Annotated in this window: 16 protein-coding genes; 6 read left to right on the top strand and 10 right to left on the bottom strand. The window is 67.7% G+C overall.

The window, feature by feature from the left end:
• Window positions 1-7: 7 nt before the first annotated feature.
• The 5 genes from ACH413_RS15780 to ACH413_RS15760 form a co-directional block, all read right to left on the bottom strand.
• The gene (locus ACH413_RS15780; protein ID WP_360040500.1) at window positions 8-775 is read right to left on the bottom strand and encodes an amino acid ABC transporter ATP-binding protein; all 768 of its coding nucleotides are present in this window, start codon (window positions 773-775) and stop codon (window positions 8-10) included.
• Window positions 772-1,569, bottom strand: a complete 798-nt coding sequence (locus tag ACH413_RS15775) for an amino acid ABC transporter permease (protein ID WP_360040503.1) — start codon at window positions 1,567-1,569, stop codon at window positions 772-774. Before ACH413_RS15775 ends, ACH413_RS15780 begins: the two co-directional genes overlap by 4 nt.
• A gap of 71 nt (window positions 1,570-1,640) precedes the next feature.
• A complete protein-coding gene (locus ACH413_RS15770; RefSeq protein ID WP_360040506.1) occupies window positions 1,641-2,459 on the bottom strand; it encodes an ABC transporter substrate-binding protein in 819 nt (272 codons plus the stop codon).
• Between the two features lie 241 nt (window positions 2,460-2,700).
• On the bottom strand, window positions 2,701-5,355 hold the full coding sequence (locus ACH413_RS15765) for an MGH1-like glycoside hydrolase domain-containing protein (RefSeq protein ID WP_360040509.1): 2,655 nt from the start codon (window positions 5,353-5,355) through the stop codon (window positions 2,701-2,703).
• Between the two features lie 78 nt (window positions 5,356-5,433).
• Window positions 5,434-6,852, bottom strand: coding sequence for a M20/M25/M40 family metallo-hydrolase (locus tag ACH413_RS15760; protein WP_360040512.1), 1,419 nt, complete (start codon window positions 6,850-6,852; stop codon window positions 5,434-5,436).
• Window positions 6,853-7,207: 355 nt separating this feature from the next.
• Here ACH413_RS15760 and pdhA point away from each other — a divergent pair, with 355 nt between their 5' ends.
• Genes pdhA through ACH413_RS15745 form a run of 3 tightly spaced genes read left to right on the top strand, consistent with a single transcriptional unit; the run spans window position 7,208 to window position 10,826 of the window.
• Window positions 7,208-8,404 (top strand): pyruvate dehydrogenase (acetyl-transferring) E1 component subunit alpha, encoded by a 1,197-nt coding sequence (gene pdhA / locus ACH413_RS15755; RefSeq protein WP_360040515.1) that lies wholly within the window; start codon window positions 7,208-7,210, stop codon window positions 8,402-8,404.
• Window positions 8,404-9,426 carry an alpha-ketoacid dehydrogenase subunit beta gene (locus ACH413_RS15750; protein ID WP_360040518.1) on the top strand — a complete coding sequence of 341 codons (1,023 nt, stop codon included), beginning with the start codon at window positions 8,404-8,406 and terminating at the stop codon, window positions 9,424-9,426. Before pdhA ends, ACH413_RS15750 begins: the two co-directional genes overlap by 1 nt.
• Window positions 9,427-9,440: 14 nt before the next feature.
• On the top strand, window positions 9,441-10,826 hold the full coding sequence (locus ACH413_RS15745) for a dihydrolipoamide acetyltransferase family protein (RefSeq protein WP_360040521.1): 1,386 nt from the start codon (window positions 9,441-9,443) through the stop codon (window positions 10,824-10,826).
• Here ACH413_RS15745 and ACH413_RS15740 read toward each other — a convergent pair.
• On the bottom strand, window positions 10,820-11,968 hold the full coding sequence (locus ACH413_RS15740) for a hypothetical protein (protein WP_360040524.1): 1,149 nt from the start codon (window positions 11,966-11,968) through the stop codon (window positions 10,820-10,822). The two genes, ACH413_RS15745 and ACH413_RS15740, sit on opposite strands and share 7 nt — an antisense overlap.
• Before the next feature lie 116 nt (window positions 11,969-12,084).
• On the opposite strand from ACH413_RS15740, the gene ACH413_RS15735 reads away from it, so the two are divergent.
• From ACH413_RS15735 to ACH413_RS15725, 3 genes are all read left to right on the top strand, one after another.
• Window positions 12,085-13,584 carry a carboxylesterase family protein gene (locus ACH413_RS15735; RefSeq protein ID WP_360040527.1) on the top strand — a complete coding sequence of 500 codons (1,500 nt, stop codon included), beginning with the start codon at window positions 12,085-12,087 and terminating at the stop codon, window positions 13,582-13,584.
• A 44-nt stretch (window positions 13,585-13,628) separates the two neighbouring features.
• Complete coding sequence (locus ACH413_RS15730) at window positions 13,629-14,549, top strand: MerR family transcriptional regulator (RefSeq protein WP_360040529.1); 921 nt, start codon at window positions 13,629-13,631, stop codon at window positions 14,547-14,549.
• Between the two features lie 66 nt (window positions 14,550-14,615).
• The gene (locus ACH413_RS15725; RefSeq protein ID WP_360040532.1) at window positions 14,616-14,945 is read left to right on the top strand and encodes a hypothetical protein; all 330 of its coding nucleotides are present in this window, start codon (window positions 14,616-14,618) and stop codon (window positions 14,943-14,945) included.
• On the opposite strand, the gene ACH413_RS15720 is transcribed toward ACH413_RS15725, so the two are convergent.
• The 4 genes from ACH413_RS15720 to ACH413_RS15705 all read right to left on the bottom strand — a co-directional run bounded on the left by ACH413_RS15720 (window position 14,942) and on the right by ACH413_RS15705 (window position 18,134).
• On the bottom strand, window positions 14,942-15,367 hold the full coding sequence (locus ACH413_RS15720; protein WP_360040534.1) for a hypothetical protein: 426 nt from the start codon (window positions 15,365-15,367) through the stop codon (window positions 14,942-14,944). The genes ACH413_RS15725 and ACH413_RS15720 overlap by 4 nt on opposite strands.
• A 101-nt stretch (window positions 15,368-15,468) precedes the next feature.
• Window positions 15,469-16,176, bottom strand: a complete 708-nt coding sequence (locus ACH413_RS15715) for a hypothetical protein (protein ID WP_360040537.1) — start codon at window positions 16,174-16,176, stop codon at window positions 15,469-15,471.
• Between the two features lie 103 nt (window positions 16,177-16,279).
• Window positions 16,280-17,494, bottom strand: a complete 1,215-nt coding sequence (locus tag ACH413_RS15710) for an acyl-CoA dehydrogenase family protein (protein WP_360040540.1) — start codon at window positions 17,492-17,494, stop codon at window positions 16,280-16,282.
• A 10-nt stretch (window positions 17,495-17,504) separates the two neighbouring features.
• The gene (locus ACH413_RS15705; RefSeq protein ID WP_360040543.1) at window positions 17,505-18,134 is read right to left on the bottom strand and encodes an SCP2 sterol-binding domain-containing protein; all 630 of its coding nucleotides are present in this window, start codon (window positions 18,132-18,134) and stop codon (window positions 17,505-17,507) included.
• Between the last annotated feature and the right edge of the window lie 42 nt (window positions 18,135-18,176).

Here is an 18,176-nt window from a genome sequence, read left to right as displayed (position 1 = left end):
GACCAGGCTAGGCCGGGTCGCGCGGGCCGTGGTGCGTCGGGTCGAGCACCCGCGCCAGGAACTCCTGGGTGCGCGCCTCCTGCGGGTTGCCGATCACCTCGGCCGCGGGGCCCTCCTCGACGATGTAGCCGCCGTCCATGAAGATCACCTTGTCGGCGACCTCGCGGGCGAACTGCATCTCGTGCGTCACGACCAGCATCGTCATGCCCTCGTCGGCGAGCTGGCGCATCACGCCCAGCACGTCACCGACGAGCTCGGGGTCGAGCGCCGAGGTGGGCTCGTCGAACAGCATCACCTCGGGGTCCATCGACAACGCGCGGGCGATCGCCACGCGTTGCTGCTGGCCACCGGAGAGCTGCGCGGGCATCGAGTTGGCCTTCTCCGACAGGCCGACCCGCGCCAGGTTGCGCAGTGCGACCTCCTGCGCCTCCTTCTCGCCGCGCTTGAGCACCTTGCGCTGCGCGACGGTGAGGTTGGCCAGGACGTTCAGGTGCGAGAACAGGTTGAACGACTGGAAGACCATGCCGATCTTCGTGCGCGCCAGGTCGATGTCGACGTCCTGGTCGGTCAGTTCGACGCCGTTGACGACGATCTTGCCGTCGTTCGGCTCCTCGAGCAGGTTCACGCAGCGCAGCAACGTCGACTTGCCGGAACCGGACGGGCCGACGATGCAGACCACGTCACCGCGGTTGACCGTGACGTCGATGCCCTTGAGGACGTCCAACGAGCCGAACGACTTCTTCAGCCCGGTGATCTCAACGGAAATCTCGCTCACAGGACGGACACCTTCTTTCCGCCGGAGCGGCGCTCCAGGTACCGCGAGAGGTACCCGAGCGGCAACGTGATGATCAGGTAGCAGAGACCGACGACGAGGATCGGGGTGAGCGACGGGCTGCGGCTCAGCGTCTCCCGCCCGAACTTCGTCAGCTCGTACTGGTCGCGGGCCAGTCCGATGATGTAGATCAGCGAGGAGTCCTTGGTCAGCAGGATCAGCTCGTTGGTCAGCGGCGGCAGGATGATCCGGAAGGCCTGCGGGATCACGATGGTGATCATCGCGCGGCCCTGCGACATGCCCAGCGAACGCGCCGCCTCGACCTGACCCTTCGGCACGGCCTGGATGCCGGCGCGGATCGTCTCGGCCATGTAGGCGGCACCGACGATGCCGAGCGCCAGCATGGTCGTGGAGTAGATGTCGAACTGGATCTGGAACGCGAGCGGCACGCCGAACGCCAGACCGATGAACACCAGCAGCGCGGGAATGCCGCGGAAGAACTCGATGTAGACGGTCGCGATCCACCGGTACGGCGCGATCGACGAGAGCTTCATCAGCGCGAGGACCAGGCCCAGCGCGAGGCCGAACGCGAACCCGAGCGCCGTGTAGATGAGGGTGTTCTTCAACGCGATGACGATGACGTTGGGGAACATCTCCCGCATCGTCTTGATGTTGAAGAACGCCGTGCGGATCTGCTCCCAGTCGGCCAGGAACACGATCACCAGGGCGATGACGACGAGCAGCGTGTATTGCGAGTACCGGAAGTATTCGGCCCGCTTGCGCTTGGACAGCGCCATGGTCTGACTCCTAGCGGCTTCGGTTCGGACACGAACGGGGCGGCGTCATCCGCCGCCCCGTCGTTGGAGAGCTACTTCTTCTCCGGCTTCTTGCCGAACCACTTCTCGTAGATCTCGTCGTACTTGCCGCTTTCCTTGGCCTTCTTCAGGACCTCGTTGACCTTGGTGGTCAGCGCGGTGTTGCCCTTCTTGATGCCGATGCCGTACTGCTCGTTCGTGTTGAACTCGGCGGAGACCGTGGTGTCCGGGAACTCCTTGGCGTAGTCGAAGAGCACACCGTTGTCGTTGATCGCGGCGTCGACGGCGCCGGTGCGCACGGCGGTCTCCATCAGCGGGAGGTCCTCGAACTGGATGACCTCGTAGCCGTTGGCGGCCTTGTTCTCGTTGGCGTAGATCTCACCGGTGGTGTCCTGCTGGACACCGATCTTCTTGCCCTTGAGGTCCGCCAGCGCCTTGATCGGCGAGTCCTTCTTGACCAGCAACGCCTGCGTGGCGTCGAAGTACGGGTCGGAGAAGTCGATCGCCTGCTTGCGCTCTTCCTTGATCGTCATGCCGGCCGCGGCGACGTCGCACTGGTTCGCGTTGAAGCTCGCGCCGGACGTGATCGTCTCGAACTGGGTGTCGAAGATCTCCTGCTTGACCTTCAGTTCGTCGGCGATCAGGTCGACCAGGTCGACGTCGAAACCGACCGTCTTGTCGCCGTCGGTGTACTGGAACGGCTTGTAGGAAAGATGGGTGCAGGTGACGAGCTTGCCTTCCTTGACAAGCTTGATGCCACCGTCGGTGGTGCCACCACCGCTGTTGGTGCTCGTCGCGCAACCGGCGAGCGCGGTCAGCGCTAGGGCCGCTGCGGGCAGCAGGGCGAGCACGTGCCTGGATCGACGAGCCACTGCGTCACTCCTCGTAACTGTCGCGGACGAGTGAACGGGATCCTGCCACTCGGGTGACGCGGTGGACAGCACGTGGGTGTTACAGGCCACTGCCTTGCAATGATCTTGCGTCAAATCAGGTGTTCGGGTGCAGAATCTTGCGTGATTTGAGCCAAGTCACACAACTTCTTCACGTATTGCGCATGAATAGTAACGATCCGCAAGCGTGTCCTTGATCAGGATTTGATCACGACGGTGCTGGTCAGCGTGTTCGTTCGGTCAGCAGACCCGCCACCAGAGCCGTCCAGCCCGTCTGATGGGTCGCGCCGAGGCCTTCGCCCGTGTCTCCGTCGAAGTACTCGCTGAAGGTGACGTGCCTGCGCCAAAGGGGTGACTCGGAGGCCTCGATCCGCTTGCCGTCCGACGGCCTGCGTCCGTCGTGGTCGGGCAGGAACAGCCCGACGAGCCGGTCGCTCAGTTCGTCCGCGACCTGACCCGCGGTGACCCAGCGTCCGGAGTGGGTCGGCATCTCGACCTGGAACATGCCGTCGTGGAACGCGCAGACCGTGCGGAGCGCCTCCACCAGCAGCGCGTTGGTCGGCAGCCAGACAGGGCCGCGCCAGTTCGAGTTGCCGCCGAACATCGGCGTGTGCGACTCGCCGGGTTCGTAGCCCATGCGGTGGTCCTGGCCCGCGACGTTGACCTCGAGGCCCTCGCGATGTGCCGCCGAAAGGCTCCGGATGCCGTGCGGCGACAGGAACTCCTGCTCGTCCAGCATGCGGTGCAGTACGCGCTTGAGCTTGCCCTCGTCGAGCAACGACACGAACGCGCCGCGCTCGTAGTGGAACGTGATGAACTGCCGCAGTTCCGGCCGGCGCTTGAGCAGGTGCTCCAGCCGGCTGGTGAACCCGTGCAGGTCGCTGAGCACCCACGGTTCGAGGACGGCCGACGCCAGCAACGGGATCAGGCCGACCATCGACCGCACGCGCACCGGCTCGGACTGGACGTGACCGTCCGGGTGGCGCCGCGAGACGCGGTCGTAGCAGAAGCCGTCCTCGTCGTGCCAGATTCCGCCGCCGTGCGAACCGAAGTGCGTGAACGCCTCCGCGATCGACAGGAAGTGCTCGACGAACTTGGTGGCAACGTCCTCATAGGACTCGTCGTCGCGCGCCAGCTCCAGCGCGATCTGCATGAGGTGCAGGCTGTACGCGGCCATCCACGACGTGGCGTCGGACTGCTCCAGCCGCCACTCGCCCAGCATCGGCGCCGACCGGTTGACCGGCCCGATGTTGTCCATGCCGAGGAACCCGCCCTCGAACAGGTAGCTGCCGTCGGCGTCCTTGCGGTTGACCCACCAGGAGAAGTTGAGCAGCAGCTTGTGGAAGATCTTGGCGAGGAACCCGCGGTCCCTGCTGCCGTCCGCGCGGTAGACCTGCAACGCCGCCCACGCGTGCACCGGCGGGTTGACGTCGCCGAACTCCCACTCGTAGGCGGGAATCTGGCCGTTGGGATGCATCATCCACTCACGGCAGAACAGCAGCAGCTGCTCCTTCGCGAACGCCGGGTCGACCAGCGTGAACGGGATCGTGTGGAACGCCAGGTCCCACGCCGCGAACCAGGGGTACTCCCACTCGTCCGGCATCGAGATCACGTCGGCGACGTCGAGGTGCCGCCAGTGCACGTTGCGCGCCTCGGGCGTTCTTCGGCTCGACGGCGCCTCGGGCTTGGTCGGGTCGCCGTCCAGCCAGTCGCGCGTGCGGAACCGGTAGTGCTGCTTCGTCCACATGAGCCCCGCGAGCGCGCGCCGCAGCACGTGCTTCTCCTCGAGGCTCGTGTCCGGCGCGATGTCGTCGTGGAACTCGTCGGCTTCGAGCTTGCGGGCGCTCATGGTCTCGTCGAAGCTCGGCCCGAACGGGTCCAGGTGCCCGTCGCCGCCGACGAGGCGGACGCGGATCGTCACCGTCTCGCCCGGCTCCACCGGGTCGAACGAGTACCAGGCCGCGAACTTCGTGCCGGCCGCACCGGCGTCGTCCGGCCCCACGACCTGACACGTGGACGTGCTGCCGTGCACCACGTAGTTGCAGATGCCGTCCTTGGCCCACGGCGACGGATTGCGCTCGGCCCCGAAGAGCGACATCTCGTTGCTCTCGTTGTCCGTCATGAGCATCGACGGCGAATCGTCCAGGTGCAGCGTGTACCGGCCGAGGTTGCCGTGGTCAGCCGTGACCTTGCGTCCGGTCGTGGTGCTCGCAACGAGCTGACACGGCCGTTGGTCCCGCCCCCACGCCCACGTGTTGCGGAACCACAGCTGCGGCAACAGGTGCAGCGGCGCGTCCTCAGGCCCGTGGTTGGTGGCGCTGATCTCGATGCAGATGTCGTCCGTCTCGGCCTTGGCGTAGGTGACCTGGACGTCGAAGAACCGGTTCTCGTCGAGCACCCCGGTGTCGGCGAGCTCGGGCTCGCGGTTCTCCCGGCCGGCGTTGCGCGCCATCTCCCGCAGCTGGCCGTACGGGAACTCCCGCTGCGGATACCGGTAGACCACCTGCATCCAGGAGTGGGTGGGCGTCCCGTCGGTCACCCACCAGTGCTCCTTGACGTCCTCACCGTGGTTGCCCTCTTCGTTGGTGAGGCCGAAGTACCGCTCCTTGAGGATCGGGTCCTTGCCGTTCCACAGGGCGACCGCGAAGTTCATGAACCCGTGCACGTCGCAAATGCCGGCGATGCCGTCCTCGCCCCACCGGTAGGCGCGCGCACGGGCGTGGTCGAACGGGAACGACGCCCACGCGTCACCCTCGGGCGAGTAGTCCTCGCGGACCGTGCCCCACTGGCGCCCCGAGAGGTACGGCCCCCACAGCCGCCACGGCGAAGTCGGTGTGTCCGACTCCGCGAGACGCGCCCGTTCCGCTTGTTCGCCCATCGGCCCAGTGTGGGACACCAGGGAGGACGGCCGGTCGGGCCCAGGTGTTGTCTGAGTCTTTCCTCACTAAAAGCGGGGTCAGGACTGCCTGGAATGGGAGTCGAGGACCAGGGCGATGGCCTCGGTGACCCGAGCGGCGTGCGCCAGGTGCAGCCATTCGTCCGGCACGTGGCAGTTCGAGTCCGGCCCGATCACGCCCGTCACCACGAACTGGGCCTCGGGGTACGCCTCGTGCAGCAGCCCCATGAACGGGATCGAGCCGCCCAGCGACACGGTCCGCCACGGCGCGCCGAAGATCTCCTTGCCCGCCTCGTCCAGGACGGCGGACAGCCAGGGCGCCAGCTCGGGCGCGTTCCAGCCGTCGGCCGACTCGACCCGGGAGAGCTCCACGGTCGCGTTGTAGGGCACGTCGGTGGTGAGCTTCTCGCGCACCGCCTCCAGCGCCGCGGCGGCCGAAGCCGTCGGGGGCAGGCGGAACGACAGCACCAGCGAGGTGAACGGCCGCAGCACGTTGCCGGCGTCGTCCGGCAGCGGCAGACCCTCGGCACCGGTGACGGACAGGGTCGGCCGCCAGCCGGAGTTCAGGGCCAGTTCGACCTCGTCCTCGGAGACCGGCTGCAGGTCGCCGACGCGCGGCACCGCGCCCCAGAGCGCGCCAGGAGCGGCCTCGACGGCCTCGCGGACCTCGGCCAGGCGTCCGGCCGGGATCTCGACGTGCATCTCCGGCACGAGGATCTCGCCGGTCTCCGCGTTCTCGATCCGGTCCAGCAACACGCGGGCGATCCGGAACGACGACGGCACGATGCCCGACGCCATGCCGGAGTGCAGTCCGCCGTCCAGCACCCGGACGGTGGCCGTGACCTGCACCAACCCGCGCAGTGACGTGGTCAGCCACATGCGGTCGTAGTCGGAGCCGCCGGAGTCCAGGCAGACGACGAGCGACACCCGGCCCAGCTGCGCGGAGAGGTGCTCCAGGTACGCGGGCAGATCCGGCGAACCCGACTCCTCGCCGGTCTCCAGCAGCACGACGCAACGGGCGTGCGAACCACCCGCCGCGCGCACGGCCTCGATCGCCGCGATTGCGGCATATCCGGAATAGCCGTCATCAGCCGCGCCGCGGCCGTAGAGACGTCCGTCACGCAGAACCGGGGTCCACGGACCGAGCCCTTCACCCCAGCCGCCCACCGGGGGCTGCTTGTCGAGGTGTCCGTAGAGCAACACCGTGTCGTCGCCCGAGTTACCGGACGCGGGCACGTCGACCACGAGAAGCGGCGTGCGTCCCGCCAGTTGGACGACTTCGAGGGTCGCTCCGGGGAGGTTCCTGGAGGCGATCCAGAGGCGCACGTGCTCGATCGCGGCGGCCAGTTCGCCGTGTTCTTCCCAGGCGGGATCGAACGCGGGCGAGATCGCCGGTACGGCGACGAGCTGAGACAGGCTCGGGACGATGTCGTCGTCCCAGAGCGTCCTGACGGTGCTGGTCACAACTGAGCGGTCCACCTCTCGATCCTGTCACGACTCCGCCTCTGCTCGCGTGCTTAGGCTCTTGCCTGGAGGCCCGCAGCTAAGTTAACGATCGGTAACCGGGACAGCAGCGTCCGGTAATCGGACGGCCTAGTCGGAGGACAAAAGGTCGAACCTCCGACTGTTGTCGCTGATCAGAACGTTGACTCGTGTGTTACGAAGTGGGACGGGTCTCACCAAGTCGGGTGAGGCCGTGTCAGGATGTGGTCGTAAGCCACCGTCACCGTCGACGGCAGCCTCCGGCCCCACAGGGTTGGCGGCGACCGCCGACGTCGCCGCACGAGGTCGTCACGAGCGATCAGGCGGTCGGAGTAGACAGAGGAGAAGGCGCATGTCGTCCCCTGAGCAATGGACGCACCCTGAGCCGGATGCAGCGCCGGCCGCCACTGCCGCAAAACCGACAGCGGAACAGGTGATCGCAGGCTTGCGAGCGACAGACGAGGGCGGCGCCGACCTGGTGCAGCTCCTCACCCCGGAGGGTGAGCGGGTCCAGCACCCCGACTTCGACATCGACATCACGGCGGAGGAACTGCGCGGTCTGTACCGCGACATGGTCCTGATCCGCCGGGTCGACCGCGAAGCGAACGCGTTGCAGCGCAAGGGCCAGCTCGGCATCTGGGTGCCGCTGCTCGGCCAGGAGGCGGCCCAGATCGGCGCCGGTCGCGCGATGCGTCAGACGGACATGGCGTTCCCGAGCTACCGCGAGCACGGCATCGCGTGGACGCGCGGGATCAACCCGACGGAGCTGCTCGGCATCTTCCGCGGCACGGACCAGGGCACCTGGGACCCCGTCGAGAAGCGCTTCCACCCGTACACGATCGTCATCGGCAACCAGGTCCTCAACGCGGCCGGGTACGCGATGGGCCAGAAGTTCGACGGCAAGGTCGGCGACGACGAGGGAGAAGCCACCATGTGCTTCTTCGGCGACGGCGCGACCAGCCAGGGTGACGTGCACGAGGGCTTCGTGTGGGCCGCGGTCTACGACGCGCCGCTCGTCTTCTTCTGCCAGAACAACCAGTGGGCCATCTCCGAGCCCACCGAACGCCAGTCGCGGCTGCCGCTGTACCAGCGCGCCCGCGGCTACGGCTTCCCCGGCATCCGCGTCGACGGCAACGACGTCCTCGCGACGCTCGCCGTGACGAAGTGGGCGCTGGACGAGTGCCGCCACGGCAACGGCCCGATCCTGATCGAGGCGTTCACCTACCGGATGGACGCGCACACCACCTCCGACGACCCGACGCGCTACCGGCTGTCGGACGAGCTGGAGATGTGGAAGCTCAAGGACCCGATCGAGCGCGTGAAGGTCTACCTGGTCCGCCAGCAGTGGGCCGACCACGACTTCTTCGACAGCGTCGAGGCCGACGCCGACAAGCTGGGCGAGGAGCTGCGGGAGTTCTGCACGAACATGCCCGATCCGCCCGCTGAACGGATCTTCAGCAACGTGTACGCGGAGGGCAGCCCCGTCCTCGACGCGCAGCGCGACGAATTCCTCGACTACGTCTCGGGTTTTGCTGGAGGTGAGCACTGATGGCTGCTCCGACCATGGACCGTTCCACCGCCGCAGCGCCGGCCGGCCCGCAGACGCTCACGATCTCCAAGGCCCTGAACATGGGACTGCGGGCGGCCATGGAGGCCAACCCCAAGGTCATCATGATGGGCGAGGACATCGGCAAGCTCGGTGGCGTCTTCCGAATTACCGACGGCCTGCAGAAGGACTTCGGTGAGCAGCGCGTGCTCGACACGCCGCTCGCGGAGTCCGGCATCATCGGCACCGCCGTCGGCCTCGCGATCCGCGGCTACCGCCCGGTGTGCGAGATCCAGTTCGACGGCTTCATCTTCCCCGGCTTCGACCAGATCGTGTCGCAGGTCGCGAAGCTGCACTACCGCACCCAGGGCAAGATCAAGCTGCCCATCGTGATCCGCGTGCCGTTCGGTGGCGGCATCGGTGCGGTCGAGCACCACTCGGAGTCGCCGGAGTCGTACTTCGCGCACACCGCCGGCCTCAAGGTCGTCTCGTGCTCGAACCCCGCCGACGCGTACTGGATGATCCAGCAGGCGATCGACAGCGACGACCCGGTGCTGTTCTTCGAGCCCAAGCGTCGTTACTACGAGAAGGGCGAGGTCGACACCACGGCCCAGCCCGGCAAGCTGTTCGAGTCGCGGGTGCTGCGCCCCGGTACGGACGCGACGCTGGTCGCGTACGGCCCGATGGTCAGGACCTCGCTGGACGCGGCCAACGCGGCCGCGGAGGACGGCACGTCGCTGGAGGTCATCGACCTGCGCACGCTGTCGCCGCTGGACCTCGCGCCGGTCTACGACTCGGTGCGCCGCACCGGTCGTCTGATCGTCGTGTCCGAGGCGCCGTCCGAGTCCTCGATCAGCAGCGAGATTGCAGCCAAGGTCCAGCAGGAGTGCTTCTACTCGTTGCAGGCACCGGTGCTGCGGGTGACCGGTTTCGACACCCCGTACCCGCCCTCGAAGCTCGAGGAGGAGTTCCTCCCCGACCTCGACCGGGTGCTGCACGCCGTCGACCGCTCTCTCGCCTGGTAAGGGGACAACCGGAAATGCCGCAGTTCAAGCAGTTCCCCTTGCCCGACACGGCAGAGGGTCTGACCGAGGCCGACATCCTCACCTGGCACGTGAAGCCGGGTGACACCGTCACGGTCAACCAGATCATCGTCGAGATCGAGACGGCCAAGGCCGCCGTCGAGCTGCCCTGCCCGTGGGCGGGCGTCGTGACCGAGCTCCTCGCGGAGCCCGGTCAGACCGTCGAGGTCGGCGTCCCGATCATCACGATCGACACCGACCCCGGTGGCGCGGCCGCCCCCGCTCCCGTTGCGGCGGAGGCGAACGGCACCTCGTCCGGCAAGATCGGCGAGGAGATGCCGGGCGGGCGCATCGCGACGCTCGTCGGCTACGGCCCGAAGTCGGGTGCCGCGAAGCGCCGTGCCCGCAAGGACGCGCCTGCCGCACCCGCCGCTGCTCCGGCCGCGGCGGTCGTGGCCCCGCCTGCTCCTGCTCCTGCTCCGGTCGTGGCTCCTCCCGTTGTGGTGGCTGCTCCGGTGCAGACGCCGGGTGGTTACGTGCCGCTGGCCAAGCCGCCGGTGCGCAAGCTGGCCAAGGACCTCGGCGTCGACCTGCACGCGCTCACGGGCTCCGGTCCGAACGGCGTGATCACGCGGGACGACGTCGAAACCGCGGTGGCGGCCCCGGTCGCCGCAGCACCGGCAGCGTCCTCTGTGGACAACGGCTCGCGCGAACGCCGGGTGCCGATCAAGGGCGTCCGCAAGGCGACGGCGCAGGCGATGGTGGACAGCGCGTTCACCGCACCGCACGTCACCGAGTTCCTGACGGTCGACGTGACGCCGATGATGGAACTGCGCGCGCGCCTGAAGAACGCGCCGGAGTTCCGCGGCGTGAAGCTGACGCCACTGGCGTTCTGCGCCAAGGCGATCATCCTCGCGGCCCGGCGCACGCCGGACGTCAACGCGACGTGGGACGCGGCGGCGAACGAGATCGTCTACAAGGACTACGTCCACCTGGGCATCGCGGCCGCCACGCCGCGCGGCCTGGTGGTGCCGAAGGTCCGCGACGCCGACCGCATGTCGTTGAAGGAACTCGCGGTGGCACTGGACGAGCTCGCCACGGTCGCCCGTGACGGCAAGACGTCGCCGGCCGACATGATGAACGGCACGATCACGATCACCAACGTCGGCGTCTTCGGCGTCGACACCGGCACGCCGATCCTCAACCCCGGAGAGTCCGCGATCCTCGCCCTCGGCGCGATCCGCGACATGCCGTGGGTGGTCGACGGCGAGATCAAGATTCGCAAGATCTGCCAGCTCGCTCTGTCGTTCGACCACCGCGTGGTCGACGGCCAGCAGGGTTCGCAGTTCCTGGCGGACGTCGGCGCGCTGCTGGCCGAGCCGGGCATCGCGATGACCTACTGAGGTTCGCTCGACGTGACGGCGGGGAGTCCTTCGGGCTCCCCGCCGTTTTCGGTTGAGTTGTTCGTGAACCGCAGTGCCTCGAAGCCGGGCTCGAACGTCCGCACGTCGATGGTGCTGTCGACGAGCGTGCAGCGTTCGACCCGGACCGGCAGGGACAGCGTCATGTCCCGCCCGACGACGCTGCTGCTGGTGAAAGTGCTGCGGTAGAAGTCGATCCCACGGCCGAGCGCGCTCATCCGGCGCATGTCCAAGATCGCGTGCTCGAACGTGCAGCCGACGAACTCGATCGCCCCGTAGTCGAAGTACGTGTCCTGGAAGTTCACGTCGGTGTGCGTGAACGTCGTGCCGTGGCAGCTCAACGTGGTGTTCTTGAACGCGGTGCGTTCGAACGAGGTGTTGTCGCCGGTGAACTCGGCGCCGTCGAAGACGACCGCGCCGGCGAACGTGCGTTCGCTGAAGTCGGCGTCCACGAACCGAACACCGGTGAAGTCGAAGTTCAGCGCCGACCACGGTCCGGCTTCTCGGTGTGATCCGAGCCGGTCGCGCAGGGCACGGAAGATCTTGTTCGCCGTCTGGTCATCGCCCTCGTGCAGCCGCAACTGGTCGATCAACGCGTCCACGCACATCTGCCGCTGGGCCTCCCAGTCGTCGGCGAGACCGGCCATGGCGGAGACACCCGCGATCCGCAGACCGGCCTGCTCGCCGCTCAGCAGCTCCGCGGCGACCTTGAAGCGTTCGTTGAAAAGCTTGGTGCGCTCGCGTTCCTCCTGGTTGAGGCTGTGCGCGTGTGCGGCCTCTGTGACGCGCTGCTTGCGGTAGTTGACCGCGAGCGCGACCACACCACCGAACCCCGCGACCACCGCCAGTCCGATCTTCAACAGGTCCAGCATCTCGGTCGTGCTGAACGCCGCCTGCTTGGGCATCGTCGGCCAGCCCAGCAACCACAGCAGTCCGCCGCCCGCCGTCGCCGCCACGAGCAGCGCGATCAGCAGCCAGCCGACGATCGACAACCAGACGGGCGACTGGGCGTCGCGCCGAGTCCGACGCCGCCGAATCGGTAGACCGAGGCGCCGGACCAGCAACAACAGCCACACCACGGCCAGCGCTCCCGCCGCCGCGTACTGCCAGGTGATCGCCCCCACGCAGGTGATCGTGCCTCATGGGCGGCTCGGTATGTGGAGGGTCCGCGGATGTCGATCGGCAGACCCCTTCGATCGACGCAGGTGTGTCAAAGCTTCTCCTGAGGGGACACACGAAAATGCGCAAGCGACTGTCTTTGCTGATCAGTGCGGGTCTGCTGCTGGGTCTGACCGGGGTGGCGCAGGCCGCCGACACCGGCCTGGTGCGGACCGACTCCGGACCGGTGCGCGGCACCGTTCTTGCTGATCACCAGCAGTACCAGGGAATTCCGTACGCGGCACCGCCTGTCGGTGAGCTGCGATGGCGTTCGCCGCAGCCGGTGACGCCGTGGACGACTCCTCGCGACGCCACCCAGCCCGGTCCGGCCTGTGCCCAGTCGGCCGGTGCCGGTTCGCCGAGCACCAACGAGGACTGCCTGTACCTCAACGTCACCACGCCTTCGCGGCACGGGCGCAAGCCGGTCATGGTGTGGATCCACGGTGGCGGCAACAGCTACCTGTCCGGCGCCGGGTTCGGCACGAACCGGTTGGCCGTGCAGGGCGACGTGGTGGTCGTGACCATCAACTACCGCCTCGGTTTCTTCGGCTTCTTCGGACACCCGGACCTGCCCGACTCCGGCGCGTACGGCATCGAGGACCAGCAGGCCGCGCTGAAGTGGGTGCAGCGCAACGCTGCCGCGTTCGGCGGGGATCCGCGCAACGTCACGGTTTTCGGTGAGTCGGGCGGTGCGTTCGACGTGTGCGCGCACGTGACGTCACCGCTGTCGCGTGGCCTGTTCCAGAAGGCGATCGCGCAGAGCGGCGGGTGCTCCACGACGTGGGGTGCCAACGGCGTGATCCACGGCAAGCCGGCCAGTGCTCCCTGGATCTCGAAGTCCGCGGCGCAGACCGACGCGGTGGCGTTGTCCGCGCAGCTCGGTTGCTCGGACGTGGCATGCCTGCGGTCGTTGCCCGCCAGCGCTTTCACCGCCATCGACCGCGGCGCGACCCCGGTCGTGACCGGCAACCGGGTGCTGCCGGTGAACCCCGTCGACGCGTTGCGGTCCGGCCGGTTCAACCGCGTCCCGCTGATCTGGGGCAACACGCGTGACGAGGGCAGGCTGACGTCCGCGACCGTGCCGGAACCGTTCGACTACAACGGTTTGCTGGCTCAGGCGTATGGTGCGGAGAAGGCAGTCAAGATCGCTGCCGAGTACCCCGTCGGCGAGTCCGCACGCCTTGCGTACGGCACGGTTCTCACCGACAGCGTGTGGGCCTGCAACCAGCTCGCCGACGACCGGCTGCTCTCCCGCTACACGCCGACGTACGGCTACGAGTTCGCCGACCGCACCGCGCCGCTCGGCTACTTCAAGGACCTCTTCTCGGAGACCTTCCCCGGCGGAGCCCCGCACACCGCCGAGCTCGCCTACCTGTTCGACATCCCGATGTTCGACCTCGACCCGGCCCAGCAGCGGCTCGCGGCGACGTTGATCCGCGACTGGACGACGTTCGCCCGCACCGGCAACCCAGGCTGGGCGACCTACCGCACCGGCAACGTCCAGGAGTACTCGCTCGGCCGCGTCGGTCAGGTCAACGGCCTGACCAGGCACAACTGTTCGTTCTGGAACTCGATCGGTTAATGCCGTTTGACTCTCCAGTCACTGGAGACTGCACAGTTGTCCCCGTGACGCGCTACCAGATCGGCGAGCTGGCCAGGATGACCGGCCTCACCGTCAGGACGATCCGGTTCTACTCCGACCAGGGCCTCATCCCGCCCACCTCCAGAACGGTCGGCGGCTACCGGACGTACGACGGTGAGGCGGTCGCCAAGCTCAAGCTCGTCCGCACCCTTCGCGACCTGGGTGTGGATCTGCCGACCGCCGGGCGGATTCTCGCCCGCGAGGTCTCGATGACCGACGTGGCGCGCACCCATGCGGATGCGATCGACGCGCAGATGAGGACGTTGCGGCTGCGCCGCGCCGTCCTGCGCGCCGTCGCCAAGGGAGGGGAGATGGAACTGATGAACGAGTTGGCACGCATGTCGGACGAGGAGCGCCAGCGCATCCTCGACGACTTCTTCGAGGAGGTGTTCGGGCCCTACGAGCTGGACCCGCAGTTCGAGCAGCACATGCGTTCCGTGCGGATCGAACTGCCGGACGACCCGTCGACCGAACAGCTGGAAGCCTGGGTCGAGCTCGCGAAGCTCGTGCAGGACCAGGACTTCCGCGCGTCGGTCAAGCGGATGTCCCAGCAGCACGAGGAACAGCGCAGGGCAGGCGCGGACATGGGGCCGCCGGCCGAGGGCCAGATGGAGGCGTTCAACTTCGCGATCGCTCAAGCCCGCGAGGCTCTCGACGCGGGCATCGCGCCGGAGTCCGCCGAGGCCCGCGCGGTCGTGGACCGCGTGAACGCCAACTGGGCGGAAGCGCTGAACCTGCCGAACGACGAACGCCTCGTCGAGCGGCTGCGCGAACTCTCCGACTTCGCGGACCCGCGTGCCGAGCGGTACTGGGTCCTGATCGCGAGGATCAACGGCTGGCCCGCCATGCCGGACCACTCGCGTGAACGCGCCTGGCTGCGCGAAGCCGGCCAGCCGTTCGGCTGACCTCCAAGATCGCGGGAACCAGCTGGGCGCCCAGCTCGTTTCCGTGACAACGAAGGGGGTTCGTTCATGTCTGTGCTTTTGGAGATTCTCGGGGGAGTCTTCGCGGAGGCCTTCGGGCCCAGCGGAGAAGAAGACCACTCACGCGGCGACGGCGACGTCTTCCTGGACGGCGAGTGGCAGGAGGGCGAGCTGTTCTTCGGCCCCACCAAGCTCATCTGGGCCGAGCAGATCGTCTTCAGCGACGCCGAAGGCCGCGTGGAGCAGATCACCGACCACGACGCGCCCCACCCGAACTTCGTGGTGCTGCGCTTCCGCCGCCCGGCCGACGTGGTGCTGCTGGCAGTGCACCGCCGCGAGCTCAAGCGCATCGGCACGATCCTGACGCTCCCTCTCTAACGCGAGTCCGCAGCGCGCCGGCCGATCCCGGCGTAGAAGAGCGAGCCCGCGGCGAACGCGGCGGCGAGGCCCACCCATCCGCGCTGGTTCGCCGCCTCGTCGAGACTCCCGATGTCGGGTTCGGTCAGCAGCGGGTAGGCGAAGAGGAAGACCCCGCCCCAGAACGCGATCGTCGCCGCCACGACCAACCACACCGGCAGCGTCCTGCGCAGCAGCTTCCACATCGACCCGACGCTGTCGTAGCCGAACCCGCCCTTGGACCACAGCAACGTCCCGAACATGACGGCTATGGAGATCACTGTCAGCAAGACGTTCGCGGCCCGCGGCAACAACGCATGGCCGGTCACCAACGCGAACAGGACCACGACGGCATCGACGAGAAGCACCACGAACGCGGCCCATTGCGGCGGCAACAACCTCATGCGTCAGAACCCTAGGGCCACCAGGCTGTTTACCGGGCGATAACCGGGAACCCCGATGCTTGCGCGAGTGGCCCGCCGGTTCAGGGGAACGGCGGGCCACCTCACTTCAGCCCTTTGACGACGTTCCGCAACTCGGCCTCCTTGCGGTACAACGTCGGCACCACCTTGGTCACCTTCGCCAGCAACACCGTCTGATCCACCGGCGCCACCGCGTCCCACGTGAGCCCACCGGGCTTGGCCAGCTGATCCACCAGCCCGATGGCGGTCTTCGCCGTGTCCGCGGCCACCGTCAACTCGGCCCTGCTGCCCTTGAGCGGCTGCGCCTCGACCACGGCAGCGGCCTCTGTGATCGCCTTGACCTGCCCGGGCAACGTGCACGGCACGTCCGGCGAATGCAGCCCCTTCCGCTTCTCGACGGCGCTGTTGTTCGCTTCCTTGGCCTGGTCGAGAAACCGGATGCCGTTCACGGTGGGCACCGCGAGCCCCTCACCGATCAAGGTGGCGTTGACCAACTTCCCGTCCTGTGTGGACAGAGCGACGAACGGCCCTTCCCACGTCACAGTCACCTGCGTACCTTCCGGCAGCAGCTGGGTGAGCAGATCCTGCGCCTCCGCGTGCAGACACTCGCCTGCTGCAGGCGCGGCAACGTTCACGAGCTTCACGGCCGTCGTGCGGTCGCCTTCGCGCACCTCGACCGTCTCCGCGTCGACGACGCGCACGACATGACTGACGACGACCGGTTGTGGGCGGTCCACGACCGTCACCACGTAGGCACTGCCCGCGGCCCCGGCCAGGACCGCGGCGGCCATCAGGAACACATTCGGGAGCACCACGATCCCCCTAACGCCGACCTACTGGGCTGATCGGCGTAGCGGGACGCGGCGTTACTCCTCAATCACACTCAGGCACGACTCACTTGATCTGAATGCCCGAGATCATGCGGGACACCACCAGCCGCTGGATCTCCGAAGTCCCTTCGAAGATGGTGAAGATCTTGGCGTCGCGATGCATCCGCTCGACCGGGTGCTCCCGCGTGTACCCGGCCCCACCGAGGATGTGGATCGCCCGCTCGGTCGCCCACACCGACACCTCGGAAGCCTTGAGCTTCGACATCGACCCCTCGCCGGCGGTGAACGGCACGTTGTTGCGCCCCATCCACGCCGCCCGCCACACCAGCAGCCGTGACGCGTCGATCTCCATGCGCATGTTCGCGAGGTCGAACGCGATCGACTGGTTCTCGATGATCTTGCGCCCGAACGCCTCGCGGTCCTTCGCGTAGTCGAGCGCGTACTCGTAGGCGGCACGTGCGACACCGACCGCCATCGCGCCCACGGTCGGACGCGTGGTCTCGAACGTGGCCATCGCCGCCTGGCCGCCCGCCTTCAGGCCTTCGCGGGCACGGGCGAGCCGCGCTTCCAGTCGTTCCTTGCCACCCAGGACGCAGCGGCCGGGGACGCGCACGTCGTCGAGGAACACGTCGGCCGTGTGCGAGGCGCGCATGCCGTGCTTCTTGATCTTGCCGGGGGACGACAGGCCGGGTGTGCCGGGCGGGACGATGAAACCGGCCTGGCCACGGGAACCCAGCGCGGGATCGATGACGGCGGTGACCACGTGCACGTTCGCGATGCCGCCGTTGGTGGCCCATGCCTTCTGGCCGTTGAGCACCCACTCGTCGGTGGCCTCGTCGTAGCGTGCGCGGGTCCGGTAGCCGGCGACGTCAGAGCCCGCCTGGGGTTCGGAGGCGCAGAAGGCGGCCAGCTTCGGGTCCGACTCGTCGCCGAAGCACTCCGGCACCCACTCGGCCAGCTGCTCGGGCTCGCCGCCCGCGAAGATTCCCGCGACGGCGAGGCCGGTGCCCATCAGGGCCAGTGCGATGCCGGCGTCGCCCCAGAAGAGTTCCTCGGTCGCGATCGGCAGCGACAGGCCGATCGGGTCCGCGAACCAGGTCGCGAGGGACTCGAAGCCGTAGAGGCCGATCTTCGCCGCCTCCTGGATCACCGGCCACGGTGTCTCCTCGCGCTCGTCCCACTCGGAGGCCGCCGGCCTGATCACGTCGCGAGCGAAGCCGTGGACCCAGTCGCGCAGGTCGGTCTGGTCTTCGTTCAGCTCGAGCGAGAAGCCACCCACAAGAAGTCTCCTAAGCCTTCGGGATGTTGAACAGGCTCATGAACCCGGCCGCGAACCCCAGGTCGCCCTTGACCTTCAGCTTGCCCGTCATGAACAGCACGGGCGCGGACGCGTTGCCGGTCGCGAGCTTCAGGAAGTCGGCGGGCGTCAGCGTCACGATGGCACGGGCCTCGCGCGTCACGCCCTTGTTGATCGTGCACTGCGCGTCTTCGATGATGGCCTCGTAGACGTCTTCCAGCACGTGGAAGTGCACGACGGCACGCGTGGAGCCCGCCCGGTCCGAACGGAAGTGGACCTCCATGCGGCGGAACACCTCGTCCAGCACGCGCACGCGCAGAGCGGGGTCGGCCACGACGGCCTCGATCTGGTCCTTCGAGGCGCGCGAGATGATGCGGGCGAAGTTGGACGGGTCCATCTTCGACAGGTCGAGGTCCGCGCCGCCGTCGGCGAGCGCGCCCAGGGCGTTCAGCAACGCGGCGAAGTCCTCGCGACCCAGCTTCTTCGGGTCGATGCCGCGGGCGATGACGTCGATGTTCACATCGGCCAGCGCCGGGTCGTCCGGCGTGATCTGCTGCAACGTGCTGATCAGCTCGGCCGGGCTGAGCTTCGCGATCGCCTCGGTGGTGAGGTCGAGCGTCATGGACACACCTCCTGGTACCTACTCGCGAGTAAGACTACTCAC

The sequence above is a fragment of the Lentzea sp. NPDC020367 genome, from assembly GCF_044387305.1.
Classification (GTDB): domain Bacteria; phylum Actinomycetota; class Actinomycetes; order Mycobacteriales; family Pseudonocardiaceae; genus Lentzea.
The sequence above is the reverse complement of the archived record's forward strand: the minus strand, read 5'-3'. Positions and strand labels throughout refer to the sequence as shown.